Here is an 18,180-nt window from a genome sequence, read left to right as displayed (position 1 = left end):
CCGGGGCCATTTACGGGGCTGCACGGACACGCGGCCCGGCGGTGAGGGTCTTACTGCGTGATGCCCGGCACCGGCGGTAAGCCCTGGATCTGCATGCCCGGCTTGATGCCCTTCGCCGAGAACCAGCCCTTGGGCATTTCCAGCGCGAACACGCCGTTGTGCGTCGGGCAGTGGTTGTTGGTGGTCTCGGCCTGCATCTCGTCGATGTCGGTGATCGTGCCGTCGGCGCGCATGAATGCGATCGACAGCGGGATCAGCGTGTTCTTCATCCAGAAGCAGTGGCCCGCGTTCTCGTTGAACACGAACAGCATCCCTTCGTTCGGCGCGAGCTTCGTGCGATACATCAAGCCCTGTTCGCGGTCCGCGTCGTTGGCGGCGACGGCCGCGTCGATCACGAACATGCCAGCGGTCAGCTTGACGCGCGGAAACTCGCTCGGCTGCTTGGCGCCCGGCGGCATCTGCTGCGCCTGGGCGGGAGCCGTGGTGACGACGAACGACAGCGCCGCGAGCGGCAGTGCTACGGCAATGGCGAAACGCGCCATCGACGAGCGCATGGAAAATCGCACGGCAAGACTCCTTGCTGAAATTGACTCGCGCATGTTACGCGAGCGCGTCAAAAACAAAAAGGCAGATCGCCTTGCGGTGATCTGCCTTACAACGCCGTAAGAACGGCAATGACGCTAGTTCTTTACTGCGTTTTTACAAGCAACTTACTCCGAAGCTGCCGAAGCTGCAGCTGCTGCCTTCTTGTGCGACTTCTTGTGAGCGTGCTTGGTGGTCTTCTTTGCCGACGAAGCTGCTGCTGCCGGAGCTGCCGAAGCTGCTTCCGGTGCCGATGCTTGTGCGAATGCTGCCGTTGCGAAGAGGCCAGCGACCAGAGCGGCGATCAGTTTGTTCATTTTGTGAATCCTCAGCTTGAGTTAATTAACCAAATGACCCGGCATATGTAGAGTCATGTCGGTAAACGTGCCATCCACGTTTCGGTTGACAGCCGCATCGAACAAATTTTTCGACGCGTCTGCTAGCGCTCGGACTTTCGTACTCGCCGCGCGAAAACGGCGTATGCAAATGTCTTTAAGGCTGAATGCCGGATAGCTTCGGCGGCATCTGCGTCGGATAACGCGTGGAGTTGTACGGCGGTTGACGCGAATTGCGCGGAAATTTTGATCGTGATGACACGCGATCAAACCGCGTGGCGCAGGCTCGCGGCGAGCCCACTTGTTTCACGCATTTCGGGCCTGCGTTTCACGCATTATTTTGCGTGCTGCTACAACGAGTTAGCTTGATTGTCACAGCCGTGAAACGGATTTGGAGTGAGCACGTGCAGGCTGATTCGCGCGTGCGTGAGTTCGGTACGCGGTGTTGCGGCGATGAACGAACCATCGTCAAATCATGTTCAGGCGACGCCATCCCATGGCGCGTTCGCTCGCAACTCCGTGCTCTGTCCAGGTTGCAGTCCGAGTGAAAAAATGTCAAGCGCTCCGATGCCGACGCGCACGAGACGCAGCGTCGGAAAACCCACCGCCGCCGTCATGCGACGCACCTGACGGTTCTTGCCTTCGGTGATCGACAGCTCGATCCATGTGGTCGGGATCGCGGCGCGATAGCGGATCGGCGGCGTGCGCGCCCACAGCGAGCTGGACGGCTCAACATAGGTCGCCTGACATGGGCGTGTCACGTAGTCGCCGAGATCGACGCCGCGCGCGAGCTTTTTCAACGCGGCGTCGTCGAGCGCGCCTTCGACTTGCGCCCAATAGCGTTTGACGAGCTTGTGACGCGGCTCGGCGATGCGCGCCTGCAGCGCGCCGTCGTCGGTGAGCAGCAGCAGGCCTTCGCTATCGGAGTCGAGCCGGCCGGCCGGATAGACGCCGGGTAGCCTGACCCAGTCGGCAAGCGACGTCCGCGTCTCGTGTGGCGAAAATTGACAGATGGTGCCGAACGGCTTGTTGAGGGCGAGAAGGCGCATAGGAGAGCGATACGGCAGAGCGATACGGCGCGATGATAATGCATAAACCGGGACGCAGATTCTTCTATCTTATAGAGGAGCGTGGCGCGTTCGAGAGGCCGTCTATGTTGGAAAACCCGGAGCGAGGGGCGGCCGCGTCGCGCGTGGGACGTGGGCTAGAATAGCGGCCAGGCCGCTCGCGACGGTTCGGCATTGCGCGGCGAGGGCGTCTCTTTCGCAGTCTCCCATCAGCTTTTGCACAGCTTTCACTGGAGTCCGATCATGCCGTATCAGCACATCAAGATTCCGACAGGTGGCGATCAGATCACCGTCAACGCCGACTTCTCGCTCAACGTTTCCGACGAGCCGATCATCCCGTACATCGAAGGCGACGGCACTGGTCTGGACATCACGCCGGTCATGCTCAAGGTCGTGGATGCGGCGGTCGAAAAGGCGTACGGCGGCAAGAAGAAAATCCACTGGATGGAAATCTACGCGGGCGAGAAGGCGACCCGGGTGTACGGCCCGGACGTATGGCTGCCGGACGAAACGCTGCAGGCGGTCAAGGAATACATCGTGTCGATCAAGGGGCCGCTCACCACGCCAGTCGGGGGCGGCATCCGCTCGCTGAACGTCGCGTTGCGCCAGGAACTGGACCTCTATGTGTGCCTGCGCCCGGTGCGATATTTGAAGGGGGTGCCGTCGCCGGTGCGCGAGCCCGAGAAGACCAACATGGTGATCTTCCGCGAGAACTCGGAAGACATCTACGCGGGCATCGAATGGCCAGCTGAATCCGAACAGGCGAAGAAGATCATCAAGTTCTTGCGCGAAGAAATGGGCGTGAAGAAGATCCGCTTTCCGGATTCGTCGGGTATCGGCATCAAGCCGGTGTCGCGCGAAGGTACCGAGCGTCTGGTGCGCAAGGCGATCCAGTACGCGATCGACAATGAACGCCGCTCGGTCACGCTGGTGCACAAGGGCAACATCATGAAGTACACCGAAGGCGCGTTTCGCGACTACGGCTACGCGCTCGCGCAGAAGGAGTTCAACGCGGAGCTGATCGACGGCGGTCCCTGGATGAAAGTCAGGAATCCGAAGACCGGCGGCGATGTCGTCGTGAAGGACGTGATTGCCGACGCGTTCCTGCAGCAGATCCTGCTGCGCCCGGCCGAATACGACGTGATCGCCACGCTGAACCTGAACGGCGACTACATCTCGGACGCGCTCGCCGCGCAGGTCGGCGGAATCGGAATCGCGCCGGGCGCGAACCTGTCGGATTCGGTTGCGATGTTCGAAGCGACGCACGGCACGGCGCCGAAATACGCGGGCAAGGATTACGTGAATCCCGGCTCGGAAATCCTGTCAGCGGAAATGATGCTGCGCCACCTGGGCTGGTTCGAGGCGGCGGATCTGATAATCAGCTCGATGGAAAAATCGATCCTGCAAAAGCGCGTTACTTACGATTTTGCCCGCCTGATGGAAGGCGCGACCCAGGTGTCGTGCTCGGCATTTGGGCAAGTGATGATCGAAAATATGTAATTGACGCGCCGGGATTATGCGATTCGCATAAAAACCCCGGCGCCAGCAAACGGCCGGGGTATTTTATTACCCGGAATTTTCGCGCGGCTTTCCGCCGGAAAATCCGTTGCAATAGAAAGCCGCCGCAAAAAAGAAACCCGGCGCGGAGCCGGGTTTCAAAAAGGCCGGTATCGAAACGTTTCAGGCTGGCGCCTGAATGTTCGATGCCTGTTTGCCTTTCGGGCCTTGCACGACTTCGAAGGTGACCTTCTGGCCTTCCTTCAGCGTCTTGAAGCCATTCATCTGGATGGCCGAGAAGTGTGCAAACAGATCCTCGCCGCCCTCGTCAGGCGTGATGAATCCGAAACCCTTTGCGTCGTTAAACCATTTGACCGTACCAGTTGCCATTCCAACTTCCCCTGTAACTCATGTCACTACCACGAGCCCTCGAAAAGCCACGACCACGCGAGGCAGTCGTTCCCTCCTCACAAGCTCACCATCGGCATTTTTTCGAAATTATGGCTTGGTGAAAAAAGTGCCAGCTTGATTGTTGGGGCTCTTTATTCGAGTGTCAAGAAAATTTTGAGACGTCGTTGTCGCGTTGCAAACAGGCCGCTTTCCAGGGTTTTTACCGCTTCCGTATGTGCGGTGGCGCAAGCGGCGTGGCTTGAAAAGTCGCATAATCCACTCACATGCTGACTGTGCCCGCGGCGCTGACGCCCAGCGCGGCGAGCGCTCGCAGCCAGTACCGGCAGGTTGTGCGATACTCGATCCGACCGCGGTGCAGCACGCACCGCGCATGACAGGATCGGGGCCGGCACCGCAATCGGCCCGTCGAAAACGCGCAGGCCAGGCCGAACATGACAGCGTCGTGACCGCCGGGTGGCAGCGAACGGGCTCATCGGCCGGGCGGCCGGGTTCTGACAGGATTGCGGGCCTGTCCTAGTTGTTTAGAATGGGTGTATGGCGATTATCCCGGACAAGCAGGACGGCACCGTACTGGAGCGGCAGGAGCAGAAACTCAAGCCGCCGTCCATGTACAAGGTGGTGCTGCTGAATGACGACTTCACGCCGATGGAATTTGTCGTGATGATCGTGCAGGAATATTTCAATAAGGATCGTGAAACCGCAACGCAGGTCATGTTGAAGGTGCATCGCGAGGGCAGGGGAGTTTGTGGGGTCTATACGCGGGACATCGCGTCGACCAAAGTCGAGCAAGTCGTTACCCACGCACGGCAGGCCGGGCATCCGCTGCAGTGTGTGATGGAGGAAGCATGATTGCCCAGGAACTGGAAGTCAGCCTGCATATGGCGTTCATGGAAGCGCGCCAGGCAAGGCACGAGTTCATAACGGTCGAACATCTTTTGCTCGCGCTGTTGGATAACCCGACGGCGGCAGAGGTACTGCGCGCATGCGCGGCCAATATCGAGGATCTGCGCCAGAACCTGCGCAACTTCATTCATGACAACACGCCGACCGTGCCGGGCACGGACGACGTCGACACGCAGCCCACGCTCGGTTTCCAGCGTGTGATCCAGCGCGCGATCATGCATGTGCAGTCCACCTCGAACGGCAAGAAGGAAGTGACCGGCGCGAACGTGCTGGTCGCGATCTTCGGCGAGAAGGACTCGCATGCGGTGTACTACCTGCAGCAGCAGGGCGTCACGCGTCTGGACGTAGTCAATTTCATCTCGCACGGCATCGCCAAGACGGGCAGTTCGGACGCCGCGAAGGCGAGCGACGCGAATGCCGAGTCCGACGAAGCCGCCGCGCAGAAGGAAACGCCGCTCGCCCAGTTCACGCAGAACCTGAACCAGATGGCGAAGGACGGCCGCATCGATCCACTGATCGGACGTGAGTCGGAAGTCGAGCGTGTGGTGCAGGTGCTGTGCCGCCGCCGCAAGAACAATCCGCTGCTGGTCGGCGAGGCCGGTGTCGGCAAGACCGCGATCGCCGAAGGGCTCGCATGGCGCATCACGCGCGGCGAAGTGCCGGACATCCTGGCCGATGCCCAGGTGTATTCGCTCGACATGGGCGCGCTGCTCGCGGGCACCAAGTATCGCGGCGACTTCGAGCAGCGTCTGAAGACGGTGCTGAAGGAACTGAAGGAGCGTCCGCACGCCATTCTTTTCATCGACGAAATCCATACGCTGATCGGCGCGGGCGCCGCATCGGGCGGCACGCTGGACGCGTCGAACCTGCTGAAGCCGGCGCTTTCGTCGGGCACGCTGAAGTGCATCGGCGCAACCACCTTCACCGAATATCGCGGCATCTTCGAAAAGGACGCGGCGCTGTCGCGTCGTTTCCAGAAGATCGACGTGACCGAGCCGACCGTCGAGCAGACGGTCGCGATCCTGCGCGGGCTGAAGTCGCGCTTCGAAGAGCACCACGGCGTCAAGTATTCGTCGGGTGCGCTGTCGGCGGCGGCTGAGCTGTCGGCGCGCTTCATCACCGATCGTCATTTGCCGGACAAGGCGATCGACGTGATCGACGAAGCGGGCGCGGCGCAGCGCATTCTGCCGAAGTCGAAGCAGAAGAAGACGATCGGCAAGAACGAGATCGAGGAAATCATCTCGAAGATCGCGCGCGTGCCGGCGCAAAGCGTGTCGCAGGACGATCGCAGCAAGCTGCAAACGCTCGACCGCGATCTGAAGAGCGTCGTGTTTGGTCAAGATCCGGCTATCGACGCGCTGTCGGCCGCGATCAAGATGGCGCGCGCGGGCCTCGGCAAGCTCGACAAGCCGATCGGCGCATTCCTGTTCTCGGGTCCGACCGGCGTCGGCAAGACCGAGGTCGCGAAGCAGCTCGCGTTCACGCTCGGCATCGAGCTGATCCGCTTCGACATGTCGGAGTACATGGAGCGTCACGCGGTGAGCCGGCTGATTGGCGCGCCGCCGGGCTACGTCGGTTTCGACCAGGGTGGCCTGCTGACCGAGGCGATCACGAAGAAGCCGCACTGCGTGCTGCTGCTCGACGAAATCGAAAAGGCGCATCCGGACATCTTCAACGTGCTGCTGCAGGTGATGGACCACGGCACGCTGACGGACAACAACGGGCGTAAGGCGGACTTCCGTAACGTCATCATCATCATGACGACGAACGCGGGCGCCGAGGCGATGGGCAAGTCGGTGATCGGCTTCACGAACCGCCGCGAGGCGGGCGACGAGATGGTCGACATCAAGCGCATGTTCACGCCGGAGTTTCGCAACCGTCTGGACGCGACGATCAGCTTCCGGTCGCTCGATGAGGAAATCATCATGCGCGTGGTCGACAAATTCCTGATGCAGCTGGAAGATCAGCTGCACGAGAAGAAGGTCGATGCGCTGTTCACCGATGCGCTGCGCAAGCATCTGGCGAAGCACGGTTTCGATCCGCTGATGGGCGCGCGGCCAATGCAGCGCCTGATCCAGGACACGATCCGTCGCGCGCTCGCCGACGAGCTGCTGTTCGGCAAGCTGATGAACGGCGGCCGCGTGACGGTCGACGTCGATGCCGACGACAAGGTGCAGTTGACCTTCGACGAGCATCCGGCGCCACGCAATCCGAATCCGGAGGCGGTGGAAGTCGAGTGATGTCAGTCAGGCCGACGTTGCGTTGAGCTGGCCGGACACCAAAGGCAGAACGGCGCGGGTTTTATCCCGCGCCGTTTTTTTATGCTCTGGTTTTTTCTCACGGCGTGCGCTGAAGGCGCCAGCCGCCGCGTCGCAGCAATCGATCAATGCTTGCCGGTGCTACCAAACCCGCCCGCGCCGCGCACGCTTTCCTCGAAGTCATCGACGATATTGAACCCGGCCTGCACGACGGGCACGATCACCAGTTGCGCGAGGCGTTCCATCGGATTCAGCACGAATGTCGTCTCGCCGCGATTCCACGTCGAGATCATCAGTTGGCCCTGGTAATCGGAATCGATCAGGCCGACCAGATTGCCGAGCACGATCCCATGCTTATGGCCGAGACCCGAGCGCGGCAGAATCAACGCCGCATAACCGGGGTCGCCGACGTGGATCGCGAGTCCGGTTGGCACCAGCGCGGTTTCGCCGGGTTTCAGCGTCAGCGGTTCGTCGAGGCAGGCGCGCAGATCGAGGCCGGCGCTACCGGTCGTCGCGTAAGCGGGGAGCTGTTCGCGCATGCGCTGATCGAGAATCTTCAGGTCGAGTTTCATTCAGGTTCGATAGTTGGGGGTGAGATTGGTGAAGGGGCACGCGGCTGACTGGCAACGCCTTTGCGATCAAGCCGCCTGGTTCGAGCCGAGCTGAAACGCGTCGGCGAGCAGTTCGTAGGAGCGCAAGCGCGCACGATAGCTGCCGGCGACGGTCAGCACCATCAGCTCGTCGGCCTGGAACTGCTGCTGTAAATCCGTGAGTCGTTCGGTCACGCGCTCAGGCGTGCCGATGATGCTGCGCGGCTTTTCTCGGTCGATCACGAGTTGCTCGCGCTCGCCATATTCCTGCGCGATGCCTTGTTCGATCGAGGGTATCGGTTCGTTCAGACCATGCGCCATCTGCACGCGACGAAGATCGACGGCTTTTTCGAGGTCCGCGGCTTCCTGCTCGGTATCCGCGCAGATCACGAAGACCGCGGCAGCCAGATACGGCCGCGACGCGTCGTTGCCAGGCTGGAAGCGCTCGCGATACGCCAGCGCGACCTGTTTGCCGAAATGCGCGTTGATGAAATGCGCGAACGAAAAGCGGATGCCGAGCTGCGCCGCGAGCAAACCGCCGAAGTCGCTCGAGCCGAGCATCCACAGCTGCGGGCGCGTATCGATCTGCGGCTGCAGCAGCACGCCCTGCGCGAGATGGTCGTCGGGCAGCGCGCCGTGCATGAGGCCGAGCAACTCGGCGACCTGCTGCGGAAAAAGCTCGCCGCGATTGTAAGCGCCGGCGGCGACCGCCTGCGCGGTGCGCATGTCGCCGCCCGGCGCGCGTCCGACGCCGAGATCGACGCGATTCGGAAACAGCGCCTCGAGCATCATGAACTGCTCGGCGACCTTGAACGGGCTGTAGTACGGCAGCATGATGCCGCCCGAGCCGATGCGAATGCGTTTGGTCACGCTGCCGAGGCGCGCCAGCATCACTTCAGGGCAGGGATTCGACACGCCGCGCAGGCCGTGGTGCTCGGCGCACCAGTAGCGCGTGTAGCCGAGGTCGTCGGCGAGTTGCGCGAGTTCGACGGTCGCGGCGATCGCGTCCGCCACCGAATGGCCGGCGATCACCGGTGTTTGATCGAGCACGGAGAGTGGCGTCATGGCAGTAGTGCTCCTGGTGATTCCGGTCGGCTAACCGGGCAAAGATGGCAGGGCCACACGGGTCCACTGCCGCTCGCTCGTTCAGCCAACCGGACTGATGCCGGGCGGCAGACGCTTTGCGATTTCCGTGATCAGCGCGCGCGCCAGCGTCTGCTTGTCGGCGCGTGGCAGCTTCGTCGCGCGGCCTGCTTCGAACAGAATCACTTCGTTGTCGTCGAGCCCGAACGTTTGCGGCCCCAGATTGCCGATCAGCAGCGGCACGTTCTTGCGGGCGCGCTTTTCCTCGCCGTGGACTTCGAGGTTGTCGCTTTCGGCGGCGAAGCCGACCGCGAACGGCGGCTTCGGCAGCCCGGCGACCGCGGCGAGGATGTCTGGATTCTCGACGAATGAAAAGCTCGGCAGCGCGTGCTCGGCGGTCTTCTTGATCTTCTGACCGCTGACGTGGTCGACGCGCCAGTCGGCCACCGCCGCGACGCCGATGAAAATGTCCGCCGCCGCGACCGCGCGCATCACCGCGTCGTGCATCTGCTGCGCGGTCTGCACGTCCTCGCGCAAGACGCCCCACGGCGTTTCCAGCGCGACCGGACCGGCCACTAGATGCACGTCGGCGCCGGCCTGCTGCGCGGCGCGCGCGAGCGCGAAGCCCATCTTGCCGCTCGAACGATTGGTGACGCCGCGCACCGGGTCGAGCGGTTCGAAGGTCGGCCCGGCGGTCAGCAGCACGCGCCGGCCGGACAGGATTTTCGGCGCGAAGAACGACGCGACCGCCTCGTAGGTCGCGGCCGCTTCGAGCATGCGCCCATCGCCGATTTCGCCGCAGGCCTGCGGGCCCGAATCGGGGCCGAGCACCTCGACGCCGTCCGCGCGCAGTTGCGCGACGTTGCGTTGCGTGGCCGGGTTCTGCCACATCTGCCGGTTCATCGCCGGCACGACGAGCAGCGGGCAGTCGCGTGCGATGCACAGCGTCGACAGCAGATCGTCGGCCATGCCGTGCGCGAGCTTGGCGAGGAAGTCGGTCGACGCCGGCGCGATCACGATCGCATCGGCTTCGCGCGATAGATCGATGTGCGCCATGTTGTTCGGCACGCGACCGTCCCACTGGCTCGTGAAGACCGGCCGGCCCGACAGCGCCTGCATCGTGACGGGGGTGATGAACTGGGTGGCCGCTTCGGTCATGACGACCTGCACGGTCGCACCTGCCTTGGTCAGCAGACGCGTGAGTTCGGCGATCTTGTAGCAGGCGATGCCGCCCGTCATGCCGAGGACGAGGTGTTTGCCTGCGAGTTCTGCGGTTGCCAACGAAAGCCTCCGACAAAGCGTGATCGCGCGGCGGCGCGAGGGCGTTGCCCGTCGTCGCCGCGCGCTTCAAACCGGACCTGAGGCACGGCTCGCGCAGCCGCGACCGTGCATCACGTCGGCGACGTTAGCGTGTGCCGCGTACCCGCCGCAGCTCGTCGATCACGAGCAGGATCGCGCCGATCGTGATCGCGCTGTCGGCGAGATTGAACGCCGGCCAGTGCCAGCCGCCCACGTGGAAATCGAGGAAGTCGATCACGTGGCCGTACGCGAGCCGGTCGATCACATTGCCGAGCGCGCCGCCGAGAATCAGCGCGAGCGCCGTGCAGAACATTTTCTGCCCGCTATGCCGCTTGAGCAGATAGCAGATCACGAGCGCCGCGACCACGCCGAGCGCGGTGAATGCCCAGCGCTGCCAGCCGCCCGCCATCGCGAGGAAGCTGAACGCGGCGCCGCGGTTGAACACGAGAATCAGGTTGAAGAACGGCGTGACCTCGTGCGGCACACCGTAGGCGAACACCTTGCGCACGGCGATTTTCGTCAGCTGGTCGAACAGGATGACGATCAGCGCGATGCCGAGCCAGGGTGCGAGCGAACTGCTTCCGGTGCGCGTTTTCGACATGGTTCTCGCCATTATGCCGCGCTCCTCGATTCGCCACTGCCGAACAGGTTGCTGAAGCAGCGGCCGCACAGCGACGGATGCTCGGCGTTCGCGCCGACGTCCGCGCGATAGTGCCAGCAGCGCTCGCACTTCAGGTACTTCGACGCGATCACTTCGACGCCTTCATCGGCTTCGCTGTCGACCTTGACGACGCTCGCCGCCGACGTGATCAGCACGAACTTCAGGTCGTCGCCGAGGCTCGCGAGTGCGTCGTAACGCGCGCCGCTCGCGCGGATTTCGACTTCCGCCTGCAGCGACGAGCCGATCAGGTTCGCGACCCGCGCCTCTTCGAGCGCCTTGGTCACGTCGCCGCGCACCGCGCGCAGCAGCGTCCACTTGTCGAGCAGCGCGCCCGCGTCCGGCACGGCCGGGTACGCGTGGTACGTCTCGGTGAAGATCGTCTCGCTATTGGGCTGGAACACCTTCCACGCTTCTTCCGCGGTGAACGACAGGAACGGGGCCATCACGCGCAGCAGCCCGTGAGCGATGTGGTAGAGCGCGGTCTGCGCCGAGCGGCGGGCGACCGAATCCGCCGCGGTCGTGTAGAGGCGGTCCTTCAGCACGTCGAGGTAGAAGCCGCCCAGGTCTTCCGAGCAGAACGTCTGCAACTTGGCGACGACAGGGTGGAACTCGTACTTCTCGTAGTGCGCGAGGATGTCGTTCTGCAGATTCGCAGACAGCGTCACCGCGTAACGGTCGATTTCGAGCCAGTCTTCGACCGGACGCGCGTGCTGCGCGAAGTCGAAGTCCGACAGGTTCGCGAGCAGGAAGCGCAGCGTATTGCGGATGCGGCGATAGCCTTCCGTCACGCGCTTCAGGATTTCCTCGGAGATCGCGAGCTCGCCCGAGTAGTCGGTCGACGCGATCCACAGGCGGATGATTTCCGCGCCGAGGCGGTTTGCGACTTCATGCGGATCGATGCCGTTGCCGAGCGACTTGCTCATCTTGCGGCCTTCGCCGTCGACGGTGAAGCCATGCGTGAGCAGCGCGTTGTAGGGCGGGCGGCCGTCGAGCATCGACGCGGTCAACAGCGACGAATGGAACCAGCCGCGATGCTGGTCCGAGCCTTCGAGGTACAGGTCGGCCGGAAACTGCAGCTCGTCCTTGTGCGAGCCGCGCAGCACGTGCCAGTGCGTGGTGCCTGAATCGAACCACACGTCGAGCGTGTCGCGGTTCTTTTCGTACAGGTTGGCGTCGTCGCCGATCAGCTCTCGCGGATCGACCGTCTGCCATGCCTCGATGCCTTCCTTCTCGACGCGCTGCGCGACCTGTTCGAGCAACTCCAGCGTGCGCGGATGCAGCTCGCCGGTTTCCTTGTGCACGAAGAACGCCATCGGCACGCCCCACTGGCGCTGCCGCGACAGCGTCCAGTCCGGGCGGTTCGCGATCATGCTGAAGAGGCGCTGCTTGCCCCACGACGGATAGAACGCCGTGTTCTCGATGCCTTCGAGTGCGGTCTCGCGCAGCGTCTTGTCGCCGTCGTTCGGCTTCACGTCCATGCCGGCGAACCACTGCGAAGTGGCGCGGTAGATGATCGGCGTCTTGTGGCGCCAGCAGTGCATATAGCTGTGCGTGTACTTTTCGGTGCGCAGCAGCGAGCCGGCGCCTTGCAGCGCCTCGACGATCTGCGGATTGGCCGCCCAGATCGACAGGCCGCCGAACAGCGCGAGCGACTCGATGTAGCGGCCGTCGCCCATCACCGGATTGATGATGTCCGAGTCAGCCATGCCGTGCGCCTTGCACGACACGAAGTCTTCCACGCCGTACGCCGGCGACGAGTGCACGATGCCGGTGCCGGTTTCGGTCGTCACGTAGTCGCCGAGGTAGACCGGCGCGGTGCGCTTGTAGCCCGGATGCGCGGACGCGAGCGGGTGGTTGAAGCGCAGGTTCACGAGCTTTTCGCCCGGCGTCGTCGCGACGACCGTGCCTTCGAGGCCGTACAGCTTCAGGCACGCCTCGACGCGTTCCTCAGCGAGGATCAGCAGGCCGCGCGGCGTGTCGACGAGCGCGTAGACGAGTTCCGGATGCAGGTTCAGCGCCTGGTTGGCGGGGATGGTCCACGGCGTGGTGGTCCAGATCACGATGCCGCCTTCGTTGCGCGGCAGCGCGGCGAGGCCGAACGCCTGCGCGGTCTTCTCAGGTTCGGCGAAGCTGAACAGCACGTCGATGGTCGGATCGGTCTTGTCCTTGTACTCGACTTCCGCTTCGGCGAGCGCCGAGCCGCAGTCGAAACACCAGTTGACCGGCTTCAGGCCGCGGAATACGTAGCCCTTTTCCATGATCTTCGCGAGCGCGCGGATTTCGCCGGCTTCATTCGCGAAGTTCATCGTCTTGTACGGATTGTCCCAGTCGCCGAGCACGCCCAGACGGCGGAAGCCCGCCTTCTGCTTCTCGATCTGCTCGGTCGCGTAGGCGCGCGCCTTCTGCATCACTTCGGCCGCCGGCAGCGACTTGCCGAACTGCTTTTCGATCTGGATTTCGATCGGCATGCCGTGACAGTCCCAGCCCGGCACGTAGACCGCGTCGAAGCCCGCCAGATTGCGCGCCTTGACGATCATGTCCTTCAGGATTTTGTTCACCGCGTGACCGAGGTGGATGTCGCCGTTCGCATACGGCGGGCCGTCGTGCAGGATGAACTTCGTGCGGCCCCTGGAGGCGGCGCGGATCTTGTCGTACACCTTGCGTTCCTGCCAGTCCTTGACCCATTGCGGCTCGCGCTTGGGCAGGTCGCCGCGCATCGGGAACGGTGTGTCGAGCAGGTTGACCGGGTAGCGGGACTGCGGTTTCGAATCAGCTTTCTTGTTGCTCATGATGTGGGTGGCGGTGAATTCGTTTCTATGCGTAGCAGCGCGCGGATTGCGCGCTGCGCGAGGAGCGTGGGACGCGCCCGGCAGGCGGCTCCGCGTGAAGCCCGGACGCCCTTCGATGCGCGCGGCGACGGTTCGTGCGGCGCGGCGCGCCGGCCCGAACCGCGGCGGTTATCTAATTCGGTCGGTGGCCGAGGTGGCGAAACCGGTGGAACGGCTGCCCGGCGTGCCGGCGCCGACCGCAGCGAACCATGCGCGCGCATTGGCGACGTCGCGCGCGATCGCGGCGGTCAGAGTTTCGAGGTCGACGAACTTCTCCTCGTCGCGCAGCTTCTTCAGAAATTCGACGCGCACGAGTTTGCCATACGCGTCGCCGTGCCAATCGAGCAGGTGCACTTCGAGCAGCACACGGCCGGAATCGTCGACGGTGGGGCGCAGGCCGAGGCTCGCGACGCCCGGCAGCGGTTGGTCGGCGATGCCGTGCACCTGTACGACGAAGATGCCGGCCAATGCCGGACGCTTGTGCGTGATCGGCAGATTGAGCGTCGGAAAGCCGAGATCGCGGCCGAGCTTCATGCCATGGGTAACGTGGCCGCTGATCAGATAGTCGCGGCCGAGCGCTGCGCGCGCCGAGTCGAGGTCGCCCGCGACCAGCGCCGCGCGCACGCCCGAGCTCGAGATGCGCGCGCCCGACGGATCGGCGACCGTCGCCATCTGTTCGACTTCGAAACCGTACTGCTTGCCGGCCGTCCGCAGCGACGCGAAATCGCCGGCGCGCTTCGCGCCGTAGCGGAAGTCGTCGCCGATCATGATCCAGCGCGCGTGCAAGCCGTTGACGATGATCCGCTCGACGAACGCATCTGGCGACTGGCTCGCGAACGTGTGATTGAAGTGCTCGACGACGACCCGGTCGACCCCGTTGGTGCGCAGCGCCTCGAGCTTGTCGCGCAGCATCGCGATGCGCGGCGGCGCCCCGGCCGGGTTGAAGAACTCGCGCGGGTGCGGCTCGAAGGTCATCACGCAGACGGGCAGGCCACGCGCGTTCGCGGCCGCGCGCACGTGGGCGAGCAGAGCCTGGTGGCCGCGGTGGACACCGTCGAAGTTGCCGATGGTCAGCGCGCACGGCGCGCGGCTCTCGGCATTGGGAAGGCCGCGGAAGACTCTCACGATAGCGGGTTGCAGGCGTTGCTGCGATTGCAATAGGGGCGCGGGCGGGGTGCCGCAAAACAATCGATTATAAACGCTTGGCGCAACAGACGGCTGCGCGGTCGCGGTCCGGCGATTGCCGAATGATAAAATCCGCGCATGAAAAAACTCGTCATCCTGATTTCCGGGCGGGGTAGCAACATGGAAGCCATCGTGCGCGCCTGCGCGAGCGAGGGCTGGCCGGCGCGGGTCGCCGCCGTGATTGCCAACCGTCCCGATGCCGCGGGGCTCGCGTTCGCGGCGTCGCATGGCATCGCCACGGCGGTGGTCGACCACCGCCAGTTTCCGGATCGCGACAGCTTCGACGCGGCACTCGCCGAGCAGATCGACGCGTTCGCGCCGGACCTCGTCGTGCTCGCGGGCTTCATGCGGGTGCTGACCGAGCGCTTCGTCGACCATTACGCAGCGCGCATGCTGAACGTGCACCCGTCATTGCTGCCGAGCTTTCCAGGTCTGAAGACCCATCAGCAGGCGCTCGACGCCGGCGTGCGGTTCCATGGCGCGTCGGTGCATTTTGTCACATCAAAGCTGGATCACGGGCCGATCGTCTTGCAGTCGGCGGTGCCTGTCGAGGCGGGCGATACCGCACAGACGCTCGCCGCACGCGTGCTCGCCACTGAGCACATCATTTATCCACGCGCGGTGCGCTGGTTCGTCGAAGGGCGTCTCGCTCTGGACGGCTCGCGCGTCACGCTTACGCCGTCGGAGCCGCAATGGCTCTTTGCCGGTCACACCGCCGGAGAGGGCGCATGAGCATGAGATTGCATGGTTTCCTGATTGGACAAACTGAAACGCTGCTGGCCGAAGTGCTGCGGCTGAACGGCCCCGCCGACGCCACCACGAGCCGCTTCTTCCGCGCGCATCCGAAGCTCGGGCACGCCGAGCGCGGCGTGATCGCCGAGGCGGTGTTCGCCGTGCTGCGCCGCCGGATGGAGTTCGCGCATCTGGCCGAAAGCGGCACTGGCAGCCCCGCGCGCCGCATGGCGCTGCTGGGCCTGATGCAGACGGCCGGACGCTCGGCGCTCAAGCCGTTCGTCACCGAGGCCGAGGCGACGTGGCTCGAACACGTGGCGAAGATCGACCCGGAAAGCCTGCCACTGCGGATTCGCCTGAACCTGCCCGACTGGATCAGCCAGGCGCTCAGCTCGCGCTTCGAGCCCGCCGAGCTCGCGCAGCTGGCCGCCGCGCTGAACTACCCGGCGCCGCTCGATCTGCGCGCGAACCCGATCAAGGCGAGCCGCGACGACGTGCTGGGTGCGCTGTCGAAGGCGGGCATCGAGGCGGGCGCGACGCCGTTCGCGCCGCTCGGGGTGCGCGTGGTCGGCAAGCCGGCGCTCACCAAGCTCGACGCGTTCCAGCAGGGCTGGCTCGAAGTGCAGGACGAGGGCAGCCAGCTGCTGTGCTCGGTGGTCGCGCCTCGGCGCGGCGAGATGATCGTCGATTTCTGTGCGGGCGCGGGCGGCAAGACGCTGGCGCTCGGCGCGGCAATGCGCTCGACCGGCCGGCTCTACGCGTTCGATATCTCCGAGCGGCGTCTCGCGAAGCTGAAGCCGCGTCTCGCGCGCAGCGGCCTGTCGAACGTGAACCCGGTGCTGATCGACAGCGAACACGACGCGAAGATCAAGCGTCTGGCTGGCAAGATCGACCGCGTGCTCGTCGATGCACCGTGCAGCGGCCTCGGCACGCTGCGCCGCAACCCGGATCTGAAGTGGCGCCAGTCGCCGGAGTCGATCGCCGAGCTGGCGCCGAAGCAGGCGTCGATTCTCACGAGCGCGGCGCGTCTCGTGAAGAAGGGCGGCCGGCTCGTCTATGCTACGTGTTCGATTCTCGAAGCCGAAAACGAGGCGGTCGTGCAGCAGTTCCTCGCCGATCACCCTGATTTCGCGCTGGTGCCGGTGCGCGACGTCCTTGCCGAGCAGCGTATCGAGCTGGAGATGGGCGACTACCTGTCGCTGTGGCCGCACCGCCACGCGACCGACGGCTTTTTCGCCGCCGTGCTCGAGCGCCAGAGCTAGGCAACCGGCTGCAGGCCGGCGCGCGGATTGGCGGATGAATCCGCGCGCGCCGGCCATTCCGGCGACATCCATGCATACGAATTTACCCACATGTTCAGCGACATCGCGCGCGACTTCGGTCAGCGCGTGATGCTGTGGCAGGTCGCGATCCTGCTTGCGACGCTGCTCGTCGCGTGGCTGCTCGCGCGGACGCTGCGCCGCCGCATCAAGCGGCCGCAATCGACGCGCTACGAGAGCCTGCGTTTCGGCATGGAAAGCCTCGACCGGGGCGGCTTTTCCGCTGATCGGCGCGGCACTGGTGTGGGCTCGCGCGGGCGATCGCCGGCCAGTTCATGGACACCGCGCTGCTCGATCTGGCGCTGGTGCCGCTCGCCGGCATCGGGCTGATCTACATCGTGTTCTTCTTCGCGCGGCGGGTGTTCAACCGCGAAGGTGGCGAGCATCCGTGGCTGTTTCTCGTCGAGAAGATCGTGTCGGTAGTCGTATGGATCGGCATGGTACTCACGCTGTTGGGCATTCAGAACGCCGTAATCGCGTGGATGGACAGCGTGAGCTTTCGCGTCGGTAATGCGCATCTGACGCTGCTGTCGCTGATCACGGGGCTGTTGTGGGTCGCCGTCACGTTGATCGTCGCGATGTGGCTCGGCTCGTCGTTCGAAGATCGCCTGATGCGCTCGAAGACGCTCGACGCGAATCTGAAGGTCGTGGTCGCGCGCGTCGGCCGAGCGGCCTTCGTGCTGGCGGCGATCCTGATCAGCCCGTCGATCGTCGGCATCGACATCACGGTGCTCGGCGTGTTCGGCGTCGCGCTCGGCGTCGGGCTCGGCTTCGGCATGCAGAAGATCGCGAGCAACTATGTATCGGGGTTCATCATCCTTCTCGATCGCTCGTTGCGGATCGGCGACACGATCAACGTGAGCGGCCTGCAGGGCCGCGTCACGCAGATCCGCACACGCTATACCGTGGTGCGCGGACTCGACGGCATCGAGACGCTGATTCCGAACGAAAAGCTGATCACCGACGTCGTGCAGAACCAGTCGTCGTATCTGACCCGCGGCTATGCGCGGGAGGCCGTGCAGATCGCCTACACATCCGACGTCGAGCCGGCGATGACGCTGCTCGCCCAGGCCGCCGCCGACGTGCCGCGGGTGTTGCGCGAACCGGCGCCGACGCCATTTCTGGTCGGCTTTGGCCCGGACGACATCAATCTCGGGTTGGGTTTCTGGATCGAAGATGCGGCGAGCGGCACGCGTGGCGTGCTCTCGACTGTCAACTTCAATATCTGGCGTCTCTTTTCCGAGCACGGCATCACTATTGCGCTCCCGCAACGCGAGGTGCGCATCGTTGGTCAGGCAAGCGGCGCAATGCCGCACCCGGTGGCGATGACCGATCTGGTTTCCGACACCACGTCCGATCCGGCGCTCAGGCCCGCCAACCGTGCCGCCAACGACGGCCGTTAAGCCCCATTTCGCGCCGCGGCAAGGCAT

General features: G+C 64.2%; 15 protein-coding genes and 1 pseudogene. 6 read left to right on the top strand and 10 right to left on the bottom strand.

Annotated elements, in window-relative coordinates; genetic code table 11:
* Positions 1 to 50: 50 nt before the first annotated feature.
* From OKW41_RS36945 to OKW41_RS36935, 3 genes are all read right to left on the bottom strand, one after another.
* Complete coding sequence (locus OKW41_RS36945) at positions 51 to 566, bottom strand: DUF192 domain-containing protein (RefSeq protein WP_184006379.1); 516 nt, start codon at positions 564 to 566, stop codon at positions 51 to 53.
* A gap of 144 nt (positions 567 to 710) precedes the next feature.
* Positions 711 to 899 carry a hypothetical protein gene (locus OKW41_RS36940; RefSeq protein WP_018421598.1) on the bottom strand — a complete coding sequence of 63 codons (189 nt, stop codon included), beginning with the start codon at positions 897 to 899 and terminating at the stop codon, positions 711 to 713.
* A 497-nt stretch (positions 900 to 1,396) separates the two neighbouring features.
* Positions 1,397 to 1,966 (bottom strand): pseudouridine synthase, encoded by a 570-nt coding sequence (locus OKW41_RS36935; protein WP_429363122.1) that lies wholly within the window; start codon positions 1,964 to 1,966, stop codon positions 1,397 to 1,399.
* A gap of 261 nt (positions 1,967 to 2,227) precedes the next feature.
* On the opposite strand from OKW41_RS36935, the gene icd reads away from it, so the two are divergent.
* Entirely contained in the window at positions 2,228 to 3,484 is a 1,257-nt protein-coding gene (gene icd, locus OKW41_RS36930; RefSeq protein ID WP_429451409.1) for an NADP-dependent isocitrate dehydrogenase, read from the top strand.
* Between the two features lie 180 nt (positions 3,485 to 3,664).
* Here icd and OKW41_RS36925 read toward each other — a convergent pair whose 3' ends face one another.
* A complete protein-coding gene (locus OKW41_RS36925; protein ID WP_007180614.1) occupies positions 3,665 to 3,871 on the bottom strand; it encodes a cold-shock protein in 207 nt (68 codons plus the stop codon).
* Between the two features lie 555 nt (positions 3,872 to 4,426).
* Here OKW41_RS36925 and clpS point away from each other — a divergent pair.
* Together clpS and clpA are read left to right on the top strand one after the other, a co-directional pair.
* Positions 4,427 to 4,741, top strand: a complete 315-nt coding sequence (gene clpS, locus OKW41_RS36920; RefSeq protein WP_008919570.1) for an ATP-dependent Clp protease adapter ClpS — start codon at positions 4,427 to 4,429, stop codon at positions 4,739 to 4,741.
* A complete protein-coding gene (gene clpA, locus OKW41_RS36915) occupies positions 4,738 to 7,035 on the top strand; it encodes an ATP-dependent Clp protease ATP-binding subunit ClpA (protein ID WP_429451407.1) in 2,298 nt (765 codons plus the stop codon). The genes clpS and clpA overlap by 4 nt, the downstream gene beginning before the upstream one ends.
* 143 nt (positions 7,036 to 7,178) lie before the next feature.
* On the opposite strand, the gene dut is transcribed toward clpA, so the two are convergent.
* The 6 genes from dut to OKW41_RS36885 all read right to left on the bottom strand — a co-directional run bounded on the left by dut (position 7,179) and on the right by OKW41_RS36885 (position 14,639).
* Positions 7,179 to 7,625: a dUTP diphosphatase gene (gene dut / locus OKW41_RS36910; RefSeq protein WP_018421593.1), complete on the bottom strand. Its 447-nt coding sequence runs from the start codon at positions 7,623 to 7,625 to the stop codon at positions 7,179 to 7,181.
* 66 nt (positions 7,626 to 7,691) lie between these two features.
* Positions 7,692 to 8,708, bottom strand: coding sequence for an LLM class flavin-dependent oxidoreductase (locus OKW41_RS36905; RefSeq protein WP_429575612.1), 1,017 nt, complete (start codon positions 8,706 to 8,708; stop codon positions 7,692 to 7,694).
* Between the two features lie 81 nt (positions 8,709 to 8,789).
* Positions 8,790 to 10,007, bottom strand: coding sequence for a bifunctional phosphopantothenoylcysteine decarboxylase/phosphopantothenate--cysteine ligase CoaBC (gene coaBC, locus OKW41_RS36900; RefSeq protein ID WP_429575611.1), 1,218 nt, complete (start codon positions 10,005 to 10,007; stop codon positions 8,790 to 8,792).
* Between the two features lie 124 nt (positions 10,008 to 10,131).
* Positions 10,132 to 10,638: a signal peptidase II gene (lspA, locus tag OKW41_RS36895; RefSeq protein WP_090801573.1), complete on the bottom strand. Its 507-nt coding sequence runs from the start codon at positions 10,636 to 10,638 to the stop codon at positions 10,132 to 10,134.
* Positions 10,638 to 13,475 (bottom strand): isoleucine--tRNA ligase, encoded by a 2,838-nt coding sequence (ileS, locus tag OKW41_RS36890; protein ID WP_429575610.1) that lies wholly within the window; start codon positions 13,473 to 13,475, stop codon positions 10,638 to 10,640. The genes lspA and ileS overlap by 1 nt, the downstream gene beginning before the upstream one ends.
* A gap of 168 nt (positions 13,476 to 13,643) precedes the next feature.
* The gene (locus OKW41_RS36885) at positions 13,644 to 14,639 is read right to left on the bottom strand and encodes a bifunctional riboflavin kinase/FAD synthetase (RefSeq protein WP_429451401.1); all 996 of its coding nucleotides are present in this window, start codon (positions 14,637 to 14,639) and stop codon (positions 13,644 to 13,646) included.
* A 138-nt stretch (positions 14,640 to 14,777) separates the two neighbouring features.
* Between OKW41_RS36885 and purN the strand changes: the two genes are divergently transcribed.
* The 3 genes and pseudogenes from purN (at position 14,778) to OKW41_RS36870 (ending at position 18,153) form a co-directional block, all read left to right on the top strand.
* Positions 14,778 to 15,431 carry a phosphoribosylglycinamide formyltransferase gene (gene purN / locus OKW41_RS36880; protein ID WP_429451399.1) on the top strand — a complete coding sequence of 218 codons (654 nt, stop codon included), beginning with the start codon at positions 14,778 to 14,780 and terminating at the stop codon, positions 15,429 to 15,431.
* Between the two features lie 2 nt (positions 15,432 to 15,433).
* The gene (locus OKW41_RS36875; RefSeq protein ID WP_429454525.1) at positions 15,434 to 16,693 is read left to right on the top strand and encodes an RsmB/NOP family class I SAM-dependent RNA methyltransferase; all 1,260 of its coding nucleotides are present in this window, start codon (positions 15,434 to 15,436) and stop codon (positions 16,691 to 16,693) included.
* Positions 16,694 to 16,783: 90 nt separating this feature from the next.
* Positions 16,784 to 18,153 (top strand): annotated as a pseudogene (locus OKW41_RS36870) (mechanosensitive ion channel family protein).
* Positions 18,154 to 18,180: the final 27 nt, after the last annotated feature.

The sequence above is a fragment of the Paraburkholderia sp. UCT70 genome, assembly GCF_050434085.1.
Classification (GTDB): Bacteria; Pseudomonadota; Gammaproteobacteria; order Burkholderiales; family Burkholderiaceae; genus Paraburkholderia; species Paraburkholderia tuberum.
Note: the sequence above shows the minus strand (reverse complement) of the source record. Positions and strands in the feature narration are given on the sequence as shown.